The organism is Streptomyces sp. NPDC002640 (assembly GCF_053592575.1).
Genome location: NZ_JBSFVZ010000002.1, coordinates 182454 through 195188, shown reverse-complemented (window position 1 = coordinate 195188; position 12735 = coordinate 182454). Strand labels below are relative to the sequence as shown.

11 protein-coding genes are annotated in these 12735 nt (G+C 75.1%); 8 read left to right on the top strand and 3 right to left on the bottom strand.

Annotation, left to right across the window (positions count from 1 at the left end; genetic code table 11):
• Positions 1-17 precede the first annotated feature (17 nt).
• Positions 18-902 (top strand): succinate--CoA ligase subunit alpha, encoded by an 885-nt coding sequence (sucD, locus tag ACWD3O_RS03510; RefSeq protein ID WP_451410497.1) that lies wholly within the window; start codon positions 18-20, stop codon positions 900-902.
• 540 nt (positions 903-1442) lie between these two features.
• On the opposite strand, the gene ACWD3O_RS03505 is transcribed toward sucD, so the two are convergent.
• Positions 1443-2786, bottom strand: a complete 1344-nt coding sequence (locus ACWD3O_RS03505; RefSeq protein ID WP_451414728.1) for a cell division protein PerM — start codon at positions 2784-2786, stop codon at positions 1443-1445.
• A 256-nt stretch (positions 2787-3042) separates the two neighbouring features.
• Here ACWD3O_RS03505 and ACWD3O_RS03500 point away from each other — a divergent pair, with 256 nt between their 5' ends.
• On the top strand, positions 3043-3861 hold the full coding sequence (locus ACWD3O_RS03500) for an RNA polymerase subunit sigma-70 (protein WP_451414727.1): 819 nt from the start codon (positions 3043-3045) through the stop codon (positions 3859-3861).
• Positions 3862-4017: 156 nt separating this feature from the next.
• Here ACWD3O_RS03500 and ACWD3O_RS03495 read toward each other — a convergent pair whose 3' ends face one another.
• The gene (locus tag ACWD3O_RS03495; protein ID WP_451414726.1) at positions 4018-4827 is read right to left on the bottom strand and encodes a hypothetical protein; all 810 of its coding nucleotides are present in this window, start codon (positions 4825-4827) and stop codon (positions 4018-4020) included.
• 446 nt (positions 4828-5273) lie between these two features.
• Between ACWD3O_RS03495 and purN the strand changes: the two genes are divergently transcribed.
• Both purN and purH read left to right on the top strand, forming a co-directional pair.
• Positions 5274-5924 carry a phosphoribosylglycinamide formyltransferase gene (purN, locus tag ACWD3O_RS03490; protein WP_451410493.1) on the top strand — a complete coding sequence of 217 codons (651 nt, stop codon included), beginning with the start codon at positions 5274-5276 and terminating at the stop codon, positions 5922-5924.
• Entirely contained in the window at positions 5921-7498 is a 1578-nt protein-coding gene (gene purH / locus ACWD3O_RS03485) for a bifunctional phosphoribosylaminoimidazolecarboxamide formyltransferase/IMP cyclohydrolase (protein WP_451414725.1), read from the top strand. The genes purN and purH overlap by 4 nt, the downstream gene beginning before the upstream one ends.
• Before the next feature lie 105 nt (positions 7499-7603).
• On the opposite strand, the gene ACWD3O_RS03480 is transcribed toward purH, so the two are convergent.
• Positions 7604-8173: a hypothetical protein gene (locus tag ACWD3O_RS03480; protein ID WP_451410876.1), complete on the bottom strand. Its 570-nt coding sequence runs from the start codon at positions 8171-8173 to the stop codon at positions 7604-7606.
• A gap of 310 nt (positions 8174-8483) precedes the next feature.
• On the opposite strand from ACWD3O_RS03480, the gene ACWD3O_RS03475 reads away from it, so the two are divergent.
• From ACWD3O_RS03475 to ACWD3O_RS03460, 4 genes are all read left to right on the top strand, one after another.
• A complete protein-coding gene (locus ACWD3O_RS03475) occupies positions 8484-9338 on the top strand; it encodes a bifunctional methylenetetrahydrofolate dehydrogenase/methenyltetrahydrofolate cyclohydrolase (protein ID WP_451410875.1) in 855 nt (284 codons plus the stop codon).
• The gene (locus tag ACWD3O_RS03470) at positions 9328-9957 is read left to right on the top strand and encodes a DUF3017 domain-containing protein (RefSeq protein ID WP_451414724.1); all 630 of its coding nucleotides are present in this window, start codon (positions 9328-9330) and stop codon (positions 9955-9957) included. Before ACWD3O_RS03475 ends, ACWD3O_RS03470 begins: the two co-directional genes overlap by 11 nt.
• Positions 9958-10112: 155 nt before the next feature.
• Positions 10113-11303, top strand: coding sequence for a DUF2690 domain-containing protein (locus ACWD3O_RS03465; RefSeq protein WP_451414723.1), 1191 nt, complete (start codon positions 10113-10115; stop codon positions 11301-11303).
• Between the two features lie 341 nt (positions 11304-11644).
• Positions 11645-12634 carry a malate dehydrogenase gene (locus ACWD3O_RS03460; protein ID WP_451410872.1) on the top strand — a complete coding sequence of 330 codons (990 nt, stop codon included), beginning with the start codon at positions 11645-11647 and terminating at the stop codon, positions 12632-12634.
• Positions 12635-12735: the final 101 nt, after the last annotated feature.

The window sequence follows — 12735 nt, the reverse complement described above, 5'->3', positions numbered from 1 at the left end:
GAGGACATCCACACACCATGTCTATCTGGCTCAACAAGGACAGCAAGGTCATCGTCCAGGGCATGACCGGTGCCACGGGCATGAAGCACACCAAGCTCATGCTCGGCGACGGCACCAACGTCGTGGGCGGCGTCAACCCGCGCAAGGCGGGTCAGACGGTCGACTTCGACGGCACCGAGGTACCGGTCTTCGGCTCCGTCAAGGACGCCATCGACAAGACCGGCGCCGACGTCACCGTCATCTTCGTCCCGGAGAAGTTCACCAAGGACGCGGTCATCGAGGCGATCGACGCCGAGATCCCGCTGGCCGTGGTGATCACCGAGGGCATCGCCGTGCACGACAGCGCCGCGTTCTGGGCGTACGCCGGCAAGAAGGGCAACAAGACCCGGATCATCGGCCCGAACTGCCCCGGCATCATCACGCCGGGCGGCTCGAACGTCGGCATCATCCCGGGCGACATCACCAAGCCGGGCCGCATCGGCCTGGTCTCGAAGTCCGGCACGCTGACGTACCAGATGATGTACGAGCTGCGCGACATCGGCTTCACCACCGCCGTCGGCATCGGTGGCGACCCGATCATCGGCACCACGCACATCGACGCGCTCGCCGCGTTCCAGGACGACCCCGACACCGACCTGATCGTGATGATCGGTGAGATCGGCGGCGACGCCGAGGAGCGTGCCGCGGCGTTCATCAAGGAGAACGTGACCAAGCCGGTCGTCGGCTACGTCGCGGGCTTCACCGCGCCGGAGGGCAAGACCATGGGTCACGCCGGCGCCATCGTCTCCGGTTCCTCCGGTACCGCGCAGGCGAAGAAGGAGGCCCTCGAGGCCGCCGGCGTGAAGGTCGGCAAGACGCCGACCGAGACGGCGAAGCTCGCCCGCGAGATCCTCGCCGGCTGAGCACCGCTCCTGTCTCGACGGGCCCGCGCCCGGGATCACCTCCCGGCCGCGGGCCCGCCGCCGTTTCCGGTCGGGGACGGGTTCGGGCCCGGTGCGGGCGGTGGCGGCGCCGAGCCAGCGCGGTTGGCGGCGCCGAGCCAGCGCGGTTGGTGGCGGTGCCGGGCCCGGTGCGGTCGGTGACGGGTCCGGGCCAAGCGCGGTCGGTGACGGCGCCGAGCCAGCGCGGGCGGTGGCGGGTCCGGGCCGGGGGCGGTCGGTGACGGGTTCGGGCCCGGTGCGGTCGGTGGCGGGTTCGGGCCAGCGCGGTTGGCGGCGCCGAGCCAGCGCGGGCGGTGGCGGGTCCGGGGCGGGTGCGGTTGGTGGCGGCGCCGGGCACGGTGCGGTCGGTGACAGGTGCGGGCCTAGCGCGGTTGGTGGCGGGTCCAGGCCCGGTGCGGGCGGGTACGGCGCCGGGTCAGCGCGGTTGGCGGCGCCGAGCCAGCGCGGGCGGTGGCGGGTCCGGGCCGGGTGCGGGCGGTGGCGGGTTCGGGCCCGGTGCGGTCAGGGGCGGCGTCGGGTCCAGCGGGTGAGGAGCGCGGCGGGGAGGGCGGCCGGGAGGACCCAGACCGTGGCGGCGAGGGCGGACCGCCACCAGACGGGCCCGAACGCGGCGAGCGCACCGGTGCCGAGCGGCCCCGTGGAGAGGGCGGTCAGCACGCCGAGGGCGGCGCCGCACAGGACGCACGCGGCCGCCGCCAGCACGACCGTCCGCGGCCACGGCCACGGGACGGCCCCCGCCGCGGCCCGCCGGCCCGTCCGCACCCCGATGGCCACCCCCGCCGCCGACGGCACCGCCGCCAGCGCCCACACCACCGGCCCCGGCGCCGCGGCCGGCACCGCCGCCAGCCAGGGGAAGGCCGGGAGCGCGTCCACCGGGCCCGACACCGCGAGCGGCCCCACCACCGCGGGCCCCACCACGAAACCGGGCCCCAGCGCGTACGCCGCCGCCCACACCGCCGCGTTCGGCAGCAGCGCGAGGCAGAGCAGCAGCAGCGTCGTGCCGCCGAGCAGGCCGTCGGCCAGCCTGCCGAAGGCGTGGCCCGCGTCCCCGGCCCGCAGCACCAGGGCGGCCAGGGCAAGCAGCGCCCCGCCCGCCACCAGCACCGCCGTGCCCTCGGCGGCCGCGCGCACGGTGGCGGTCAGCCGGCGGCCCCGGTCGGCGTGGCCGAGGAGGAGGACGGGGAGCCGTCCGGGCAGCCGGTCGACCGCCCGCCGGGGGTGCTCGCACCCGGCCCACACCCCCGACAGGGCCGCCGCGGCGGTCAGCGCCGGCAGGGCGAGCACCGGCGGGCCCCAGCCCGGGCGGTACTCCCCGCCCGTGGCGTACGCCGCGGCGGCCAGCCCGGCGACCAGGTACCCGGCCGTCACCCCGGCCCAGGCGGCGAGCGGGCTCGGCGGCGGCACGTCCTCGCGGCCGTCGCCCTCCGCGGCCGCACGCCCGGCCCGGTACAGCAGCCGCACCGGCAGCACGGTGAGCAGCAGCGGGGCCACCCCCATCGGCGCGGGCACGCCGGTGAGTGTCTCGGTGCGGACCAGTTCGACCCCGTGCGCCAGCAGCCAGACCGCGGCCGTGGTGTGCAGCGCGTTGCCGGGGCCGCTGTCCGGGTACGGCGAGGTCATCCACAGGAGGACCAGCGGCACGGCGAGGAAGGCGAGGCCCGCGCCGGCCGCCGCCAGGCCGGTCACGACCGCGGGCAGAGGCAGGGTGGTCAGGGTGGTCCGGAGCGCCGGGCGGGCGCCGGAGCGGGGCGACGCCTCGGCGGCGGCCCCGCCGGTCACGCCGCTCGCCGCGGTCCGGCCGAGGAGCAGCCGCAGCCGGAGCCGGAGGGCGAACCGGAGCAGCACCCGGGCCGGCAACCGGTGCGGGGCGGACGGCGCCCCCGCCCCCAGGGGCGCGGGCGACGGCGGAGACGGAGACGGAGGCGAGGGCGCGGGTGTGGGCGGCGGAGTGGCGGGGGCTGGTGGGGGAGGCGTGGTCCGGGACACGTCGCCATGCTGCCAACGGCACCCGCATTCCCCATGCAACAGGCGCACACAGGACGTGTCGCCCATGATGCGCTTATGGGTTTTTTCGTGCGGAAGGGTGACGGGGTGACGGCCCGTGACGCCTGAGCAGGCGTTCGACGAGCTGTACGTGTCGTGCGCGCCGACCCTGGTCCGGCAGACCTACCTGCTCACCGGGCGGCACAGTCTGGCGCTGGAAGCCGTGGAGCAGGCGTTCCGGCGTGCCTGGCACCACTGGCCGGAGGTGGCGCTGGACCCGGATCCGCCGAGCTGGGTGCGGGCGGCGGCCCACGACCACGCGCTGTCGCCCTGGCGGCGGCTGAGCCGCCGGCACCGGCGGGAGGAACGCGCCCCGGCCGCCACCCGCTCCTCGCCCGCGGACCGGGCGCTGCTGGCGGCGCTCACGGCGCTGCCGCCGCGGCACCGGCGCACGCTGCTGCTCTACGACGGCCTCGGCCTCGACCTGCCGGAGACCGCGGCGGAGACCGAGGCGTCCACGGTGGCGACGGCCGGGCGGCTGCGGCACGCGCGTGAGGCGGTGGCGGCCGTGCTGCCGGAGCTCGCCGACCCGGAGACGCTGGCGCGGCGGATGGCGGAGACCGCGCAGGCGGCGACCTCCACGACCCGGCCCCGGCCGCTGCGGCCGCCCGCGGTACGGGGGCGGGCGGAGCGGCAGGCCCGGTGGTGGACCGTGGTGTCGGCCGGGACGACGGCGGTCCTCGGCGTGCTCACGCTGGTCGGGCTGTTCACGGCGGCGACCCGGTACGAACCGCCGGTGCCGGAGGGCGAGCGGGTGCGGGGAGTGCCGGTGCAGGGCGCGCCGGGTCCGCTGTCGAAGCCCGAACGCAAGCTCAGGACCCACCTGGAGAAGGCCCCGGGCGCGGGCCCGCCCCGCCTGCTCCCCCAGCCCGGCTGACCGGGCGAGCCGCACGGCCGGCCACGCACAAGACACGCACAAGAAACGGGGCGCCCCACAGTCGACCGAGCGCACAGCCGACCGCGCCGCAGAACCCGGCCCCAGCTCCGGCCGGCCGCGGCCCCCCCGCCGCCCCGTGGGCGGCGGGGCTTGCGGTCAGTTCGGGACGGTGAGGCTGTCGCGGAGGTCGTCCGGGATGCCCTCGGGCAGGTGCTCGACGCAGGCCTGACGGGCGTCGCGGGTGAGCGCCTCGTCGGTGCAGACGTAGAAGTCCCGCAGGAACACCTGCTGGGCCAGGACGAGCAGGGCCACCAGGAGCAGCGCGATCGAGCCGGTGACGATGCCGATGATCGCGGCCCGCCGCTGCGGGTTCCGCCCCGCTCCGGCCGCCCCCGCGCCGGTCGCGGGCGAGCGGTCCACGGGACGGTCCGGGTCCTGCGGGCGCGACGGCGCGCGCAGCGCGCTGATGCCCCAGTGGAGGGCGAGCGCGCCGAGCAGCAGGGCCAGCCACGGCAGGCCGAAGAGCGTGAAGATCAGACCCCAGGTGCCGCTGAGCAGGGCGTACCGGGCGCGGCGCTGCGCGGGGTCGGTGGGGTCCCAGCGCAGCCCGCCGGGGCCGCCCTGGCCGCCGCCGGAACCGTCCGGGCCCTGGCCGGACCCGCCCTGGCCGCCGCCGGAGCCGCCCGGCCGCTGACCCCAGCCGGACCAGCCGCCGCCCCCGCCCTCGGGCTGACGGTCGCTCCAGCGGCCCTCCTGCGAGGGCTGGCCGGGCGGCGGCGGGGCGAACGGGTTGTCGTCCTCGCGGGGGCCGGGGTCCTGCCGGTCGTCGCGGGCGGGCGAGCCCGGCTCGGAGGGCTTCCGCAGCAGCATGCCGCCACGCTCCCCTCCCGGCGAGGAGAGTCCTCGCGTGCCGGGCGCGAGGCGCGTGGGGAGGGTGAGGAGTCGCGGGCTGCTGCGGTCGGGCATCGGGTGTGCGTCTTCCCCTTGGCTGGAACGGGCTGGAACGGGCTGGAACGGGCTTCGGACGGACGGGACGGCTTGCCGCCACCGCCCCGGTCGGGACGGCGGACGGTCGCGGCGGCGCCGTCCGGGGGAGCGGGGGAAGGAGCCCCGCGGATGTGCCGTGCGGCACATCCGGCGCCGGGGAAGACCCCGGGCCCCGGCCCCTGCTCCTTTCGGAACGTGTGGCGCACCTGGGACGTTCCCGCCCGGTGCCGCGTCGCACACGGCAGACGGTACCGCCCGGCTCCGCCCCCGTCCCGTGGGGGCGTCCGAAGTGCCGGGTATCGTTGCTGCCGGTCGACCGCTTCGTAGACTTCCCCGTATCCCGGGGCGCGAAGCATTCGTACGTCCGTACAAAGCCGCGCGTACGACCGGCCGGAACAGCCGCTCCCCCGAGAAAGGGCCCCGCCGTGGCCGCCGCCCAGCCGCCCGCGTCCGTGTCCGTCGGCGTCAAGCGCCTCGTCGTGCTGGTGTCCGGCTCCGGTACGAACCTCCAGGCGCTCCTGGACGCCATCGGCGGCACCGGCGCCGAGGAGTACGGGGCCGAGATCGTCGCCGTCGGCGCCGACCGCGACGGGATCGAGGGGCTGGCCCGCGCCGAGCGCGCCGGGCTGCCGACCTTCGTCGTCCGGGTGAAGGACCACGCGAGCCGCGAGGAGTGGGACGCCGCCCTCGCCGAGGCGGTCGCCGCCCACCGGCCGGACCTGGTGGTCTCCGCCGGCTTCATGAAGATCGTGGGCAAGGAGTTCCTGGCCCGTTTCGGCGGACGGTTCGTCAACACGCACCCCGCCCTGCTGCCCAGTTTTCCCGGAGCCCACGGCGTGCGGGACGCGCTCGCGTACGGCGCCAGGGTCACCGGATGCACCGTCCACTTCGTCGACGACGGCGTCGACACCGGCCCGATCATCGCCCAGGGCGTGGTCGAGATCCGGGACGAGGACGACGAGAGCGCTCTGCACGAGCGCATCAAGGAAGTCGAGCGAAGGCTGCTCGTCGATGTCGTGGGGCGTCTCGCCCGCAACGGCTACCGCATTGAGGGACGAAAGGTACTTATCCCGTGACCGCCGACAGCACTGCCACCCAGCGGCCCATCCGTCGCGCGCTGGTCAGCGTCTACGACAAGACCGGCCTCGAGGAGCTCGCGAAGGGCCTCCACGAGGCGGGTGTCGAGCTGGTCTCCACCGGCTCCACCGCCGGCCGGATCGCCGCCGCGGGCGTCCCCGTCACCAAGGTCGAGGAGCTGACCGGCTTCCCCGAGTGCCTCGACGGCCGCGTGAAGACGCTGCACCCGAAGGTCCACGCCGGCATCCTGGCCGACCTGCGCCTGGACAGCCACCGGCAGCAGCTCGACGAGCTGGGCGTCGCCCCGTTCGACCTGGTGGTCGTCAACCTCTACCCGTTCCGGGAGACGGTCGCCTCCGGCGCCTCGGCCGACGAGTGCGTGGAGCAGATCGACATCGGCGGCCCCTCCATGGTCCGCGCCGCCGCCAAGAACCACCCCTCGGTCGCCGTGGTCACCAGCCCCGCCCGCTACGCCGACGTGCTGGCCGCCGTGCAGGGCGGCGGGTTCGACCTGGCCACCCGCAAGCGCCTGGCCGCCGAGGCCTTCCAGCACACCGCCTCCTACGACGTGGCCGTGGCCTCCTGGTTCGCCTCCGACTACGCCCCGGCCGACGAGCAGTCGGGCTTCCCCGACTTCCTCGGCGCCACCTGGAAGCGCAGCCACACCCTGCGCTACGGCGAGAACCCGCACCAGCCCGCCGCCCTGTACCTGTCGGAGGACGGCGACGGAGGCCTCGCCCGCGCCGAGCAGCTGCACGGCAAGGAGATGTCCTACAACAACTACACGGACACGGACGCCGCGCGCCGTGCCGCGTACGACCACGACGAGCCCTGCGTCGCGATCATCAAGCACGCCAACCCGTGCGGCATCGCGGTCGGCGCCGACATCGCCGAGGCGCACCGCAAGGCGCACGCCTGCGACCCGCTCTCCGCGTTCGGCGGCGTGATCGCGGTCAACCGGCCGGTGTCCAAGGAGATGGCCGAGCAGGTCGCCGAGATCTTCACCGAGGTCATCGTCGCCCCCGGCTACGAGGACGGCGCGGTCGAGGTCCTCGCCCGCAAGAAGAACATCCGCGTGCTGCGCGCCCCCGAGGCCCCGGCCGCGCCCGTCGAGGTCAAGCCGATCGACGGCGGCGCGCTGCTGCAGGTCACCGACCGGCTCCAGGCCGACGGCGACGACCCCGCCAACTGGACGCTGGCCTGCGGCGACGCGCTCTCCGAGGCCGAGCTGGCCGAGCTGGCGTTCGCCTGGAAGGCGTGCCGCGCGGTGAAGTCCAACGCGATCCTGCTCGCCAAGGACGGCGCCTCGGTCGGCGTCGGCATGGGCCAGGTCAACCGCGTCGACTCCGCGAAGCTGGCCGTCGAGCGGGCCGGCGAGGAGCGCGCCCGCGGCTCGTACGCCGCGTCCGACGCCTTCTTCCCGTTCCCGGACGGGCTGGAGATCCTCACCGCCGCGGGCGTCAAGGCCGTGGTCCAGCCCGGCGGTTCGGTCCGCGACGAGCAGGTGGTCGAGGCCGCGAAGAAGGCCGGCGTGACCATGTACCTCACCGGCACGCGGCACTTCTTCCACTGACGCCCGGCCGCCCGCGGGCGGCACGCGAACGGCGGCGGCGCCGGCCACCCTCGGGGGGTGACCGGCGCCGCCGCCGTTCACGTGGTGCCGGTGTGCTCCGCGACGTCAGTACCGCGGGCGGTTGAACCAGGCCTTGCCGTTGGCGTTGCCGACGAACACGGCGACCAGGACGGCCAGCACGGTGTGGATCAGGCCCACGACGATGAAGGGGTAGATGCCCAGCACGGCGGTGATGATCGCGAACACCAGGATCGCGATGCGCACGCCGTTGCCGCCGGAGCCGAACTTGACCGCCAGCACGATCGCGGCGGCGGCCCAGACCAGCGCGAACACGGTCAGGCCCCACAGCATGCCGGACGAGTAGTCGGCGAGCTGCTGGAAGGCGGCGTCGTCCTGGAGGGTCGCGTCGTTCTTCGCGGCGTTGACGCTCACCGCGCTGAAGGCGAACAGGGCGAGGCCGATGAGCTGCAGGCCCACGATGACCCAGAGCAGCACGCGGGCGGTGCTCACGGTGCCGGGCATGGTCGTCATGACGGGACCGCCGCCGTACTGCTGCGACTGCTGGGGGTAGCCGTACCCCTGCTGGGCGGGCTGCTGCTGCGGGTAGCCGTAACCGGGACCGGACGGCTGCTGCTGCGGCGCTCCGTAGGGGTTGTTGGGGTCGCCATAGCTCATGGGCGGTTGCCTTTCTCCGAAACTCGATCGCACGACAGGGCCACGACGGGCGAACGTCTGCGGAGGAAGGTGCGCGTGTGCGGTCTTGGCCCCCCGGTACTGCCCGCTGCACTGCCGTCCCATCGTTTCCGCACCGATCGGTCCGTGTCCACCCGTCCGGCGGAGGCGTTGCGGAAGCGCAACCTGGGGTTCACCCTGCGTGGTCGCGTGCGGGGCCGTGCGCGCGGGTGCGGGCCGGGTGCGGGCCGAGTGCGGGCCCGGCCGTGGACGCGTTTTGAACAGGGCCCGGTCCATCCGGGAGGATGGGGGCATGAGCGCCCAGATTCTCGATGGCAAGGCCACCGCGGCCGAGATCAAGTCCGAGCTTGCCGCCCGCGTGGCGAAGCTGAAGGAGAAGGGCGTCACGCCCGGTCTCGGCACCCTGCTGGTGGGGGACGACCCCGGCAGCCACAAGTACGTCGCCGGCAAGCACCGTGACTGTGCCCAGGTAGGCATCGCCTCCATCCAGCGCGAGCTGCCCGCCACGGCCACCCAGGAGGAGATCGAGGCGGTCGTCCGCGAGCTGAACGAGGACCCGGCCTGCACCGGCTACATCGTCCAGCTCCCGCTGCCCAAGGGCATCGACGAGAACCGGATCCTCGAGCTGATGGACCCGGACAAGGACGCCGACGGCCTCCACCCGATGAACCTGGGCCGCCTGGTGCTCAACGAGCCCGCCCCGCTGCCCTGCACCCCCAACGGCATCCTCACCCTGCTGCGCCGCTACGGCGTGGAGACCAAGGGCGCCGAGGTGGTCGTGGTCGGCCGCGGCGTCACCATCGGCCGGCCGATGCCGCTGCTGATGACCCGTCGCTCGGAGAACGCCACGGTCACCCAGTGCCACACGGGCACCAAGGACCTTGCCGCCCACCTCAAGCGGGCGGACATCGTGGTCGCGGCGGCCGGTTCGCCGCACCTGATCCGCGCCGAGGACATCAAGCCGGGCGCGGCGGTGCTGGACGTCGGCGTCTCGCGCAACGCCGAGGGCAAGATCGTCGGCGACGTCCACCCGGACGTGGCCGAGGTCGCCGGGTACCTGTCGCCCAACCCGGGCGGTGTGGGCCCGATGACGCGGGCGCTCCTGCTGGTCAACGTGGTCGAGGCGGCGGAGCGTCGTGCCGGCTGAGACCAGGGGCGGGAACGGCGCCACGGACGCGGCGCGGGTCCCGGACGACCGGGAGCGGGACGCCCCGGCCGCCGCCGACGCCCCGGCCGCCGCCGACGCCCCGGTCGCGGCCGACGCCCCGGTCGCGGCCGACGCCCCGGCCGACGCCGCCGACGACGTGGACGCCCCGGACACGGTGGTGACGCGGGACGCGGTCAGCGCGCCCGACGCACAGGGGAGGCCGCGCCGGGTCACCCGGCGGTTCCCCCTGTTCACCCGCGACACCGCGCGGCCCGAGGGCGGCGGCCGGGCCGCCCCCGGCGACGCGCCCGCGCCCGCCCGGCAGTGGCCGATCATCCTGGTCATCTCCGTGGTGGCGGTGGGCCTGCTGCTCACGGCGTTCGACCTGTTCCGGGCCGGGACCATCGTGATCGGCGCGGGGCTGCTGCTCGGCGCGGTGCTGCGCTCCACGCGGCCCAACGTGGGCATCCTCGCGGTGCGGTCACGGTTCACCGACGTCGTGACGTACGCCCTGCTCGGCACGGTGATCGTGCTGCTCGCGCTGATGGCGCAGCCCCACCCCCTGCTGGAGCTGCCGTTCTTCAAGGACGCCCTCCACTTCACCGTCAACGACGGCTGACGCGCCCCGCCGTGTGCTCCTGCGCGCCGGTGCGGGGAACACGAGGTGTTCTCCCGCAACGGCGCGCAGCGGGCTAACGTGGTCGGGACGTCCGGAATGCCGTGTGCGGGGGAGGCACGCGGCAGGGGGCCGGACGCTCGGGCCAAGGGGGGAACATGCCGCGTTGGAAGGCGTTGCCGGAGGAGCTCGACCCGGAGGTCAGGGAGCTCACGGAGACCCTGCGGATGCTGGTCGACCGCGGCGGACTGGGCATCGCGGCCGTCGCCGACAACACCGGGTACAGCAGGACGTCCTGGGAGCGGTACCTCAACGGGCGGCTGCTGCCGCCGCAGGGCGCGGTGATCGCGCTCGCCGAGGTCACCGGCGTCAACCCGCTCCACCTGACCACCCTGTGGGAACTGGCCGAGCGGGCCTGGAGCCGCTCGGAGATGCGGCACGACCTGACCATCGAGGCGATGCGCATCGCCCAGGCACGGCAGGAACTGGAGGAGTACGCCGGGCCCCAGGCCCCGCCCGCCCCTTCCCCGCCGCCCGCCGCCGCGCCGCCGCCGGCGCCCATGGCACCGCTCCCGCCGCCGCCCGCTCCCGCCCCGCCGCCCGCTCCCGCCCCGCCGCCCGCGCCCGCCGAGCCGTCGCCGGCCCCGGTCCCGGCTGCCCCGGGAGCCGCCCCGCGGCCCCCGTCCTCCGGCCCCGCCGTCGCGGACGCCCGGCCCGCCCAGGACGCCCGGGACGCCCAGGACGCCCAGGTCCAGCACGCCCTGCAGGCACGCGCACAGGCCCAGGAACAGGCCCCCGCACCGGCCGTGAACCCGGCCAGGGACGCCCCGGGCCCCGCCCGTCCCGCCGCCCGGGGGCAGGCCAGTCGCGCGGTCACCTTCCTGGCCGGAACGCTCGGCGCCCTGCTGATCGTCGCGGCGGCCGTCTTCCTCACCCAGTCCGACCCCGAGGACGAGGCGCGGGCCTCGGACCGCGCGACGCCCACCGCGCCCGCCACCAGCGGGCCGCCGCTGCCCGACGGGGTGAAGTGCCAGGGCTCCGGCTGCGCGGGCGAGGACCCGGAGGCGATGGGCTGCGGAGGGCAGCGCGCCACCACCGGAAAGAGCGTCACCGTGGGCAAGGCGCTGCTCGAGGTGCGGTTCAGCGAGGTGTGCGGCGCCGCCTGGGCCAGGATCACCGGCGCCGCGCCGGGGGACCGGGTGACGGTGAGCGGCCGGGGCGGCCCGGAGCGGAGGGCCGAGGTCGGGCAGGACCCCGACGCGTACACCCCGATGGTCGCCGTGGGCCGCGCGCGGGACGCGAAGGCGTGCGTCACCCCCGTCAAGGGGCCTGCCGCCTGCACCCGTTGACACGTTCGGGTCATTCCGCGGACGTCCGCGCATGACTCCCGCCGGGTTGGGCAGGCGAGCGCCATCCCCCCACGGGAGGCGGGTCCGCCGGGCCGCCGCGACGGGTGGTGTGGCCCTGCTGTGGGCCGGGCCACACGCACCCGTCCCTAGCGGTACGGCGCAGGCGCGATAGCCTGACGCCCGGATCTCTTGACGCCAAGAGATCGATCATTTGTATCGTTGATCGATCATCATGGTGGGCAGCCGGGCCGATCGTCCGGGGGCCGCCTCGCGACGGGCGCCGGGGATCCCCGCATCCCGGGGCGGACCGCCCCACCGCCTGCTGTCCTACGGAGAACGCCATGACCCGCACTCCCGTGAACGTCACCGTCACCGGCGCCGCCGGCCAGATCGGTTACGCCCTGCTCTTCCGCATCGCCTCCGGCCAGCTGCTCGGCGCGGACGTGCCGGTCAAGCTGCGCCTTCTGGAGATCACCCCGGCGCTCAAGGCCGCCGAGGGCACCGCCATGGAGCTCGACGACTGCGCCTTCCCGCTCCTCCAGGGCATCGAGATCACCGACGACCCGAACGTCGCCTTCGCCGGCGCCAACGTGGCCCTCCTGGTCGGCGCCCGTCCGCGCACCAAGGGCATGGAGCGCGGTGACCTCCTGGAGGCCAACGGCGGCATCTTCAAGCCGCAGGGCAAGGCCATCAACGACAACGCCGCGGACGACATCCGCGTCCTGGTCGTCGGCAACCCGGCCAACACCAACGCCCTGATCGCCCAGGCCGCCGCCCCGGACGTGCCGGCCGAGCGCTTCACCGCGATGACCCGCCTGGACCACAACCGCGCGCTGACCCAGCTCGCCAAGAAGACGGGCACGTCGGTCTCCGACATCAAGCGCCTGACCATCTGGGGCAACCACTCCGCCACCCAGTACTCGGACATCCACCACGCCACCATCGGCGGCAAGTCCGCCGTCGAGGTCGTGAACGACGAGAAGTGGCTGACCGAGGAGTTCATCCCGACCGTCGCCAAGCGCGGCGCCGCGATCATCGAGGCCCGTGGCGCGTCCTCGGCCGCCTCCGCCGCCAACGCCGCCATCGACCACGTCCACACCTGGGTCAACGGCACCGAGGAGGGCAACTGGACCTCCATGGCGATCCCGTCGGACGGCTCCTACGGCGTCCCGGAGGGCCTGATCTCCTCCTTCCCGGTCACCTGCAAGGACGGCAAGTACGAGATCGTCCAGGGCCTGGAGATCAACGACTTCTCCCGCGCCAAGATCGACGCCTCGGTCGCCGAGCTGGCCGAGGAGCGCGAGGCCGTCCGTTCGCTGGGCCTCATCTGAGCCCGACGCCACCACGGCATCCCTGACCGCCCCGGCGGGCCCCTCGCGGGCCCCCGGGGCGGTTCCGCGTTCCTGGGCGCAACTCGCCGGTAACGGCGTCG

Coding starts and splice junctions, on each gene's coding strand:
- ACWD3O_RS03475 (WP_451410875.1), top strand. CDS start 8,484: ATGAGCGCCCAGATTCTCGATGGCAAGGCCACCGCGGCCGAGATCAAG.
- ACWD3O_RS03465 (WP_451414723.1), top strand. CDS start 10,113: ATGCCGCGTTGGAAGGCGTTGCCGGAGGAGCTCGACCCGGAGGTCAGG.
- sucD (WP_451410497.1), top strand. CDS start 18: ATGTCTATCTGGCTCAACAAGGACAGCAAGGTCATCGTCCAGGGCATG.
- ACWD3O_RS03495 (WP_451414726.1), bottom strand. CDS start 4,827: ATGCCCGACCGCAGCAGCCCGCGACTCCTCACCCTCCCCACGCGCCTC.
- ACWD3O_RS03460 (WP_451410872.1), top strand. CDS start 11,645: ATGACCCGCACTCCCGTGAACGTCACCGTCACCGGCGCCGCCGGCCAG.
- ACWD3O_RS03480 (WP_451410876.1), bottom strand. CDS start 8,173: ATGAGCTATGGCGACCCCAACAACCCCTACGGAGCGCCGCAGCAGCAG.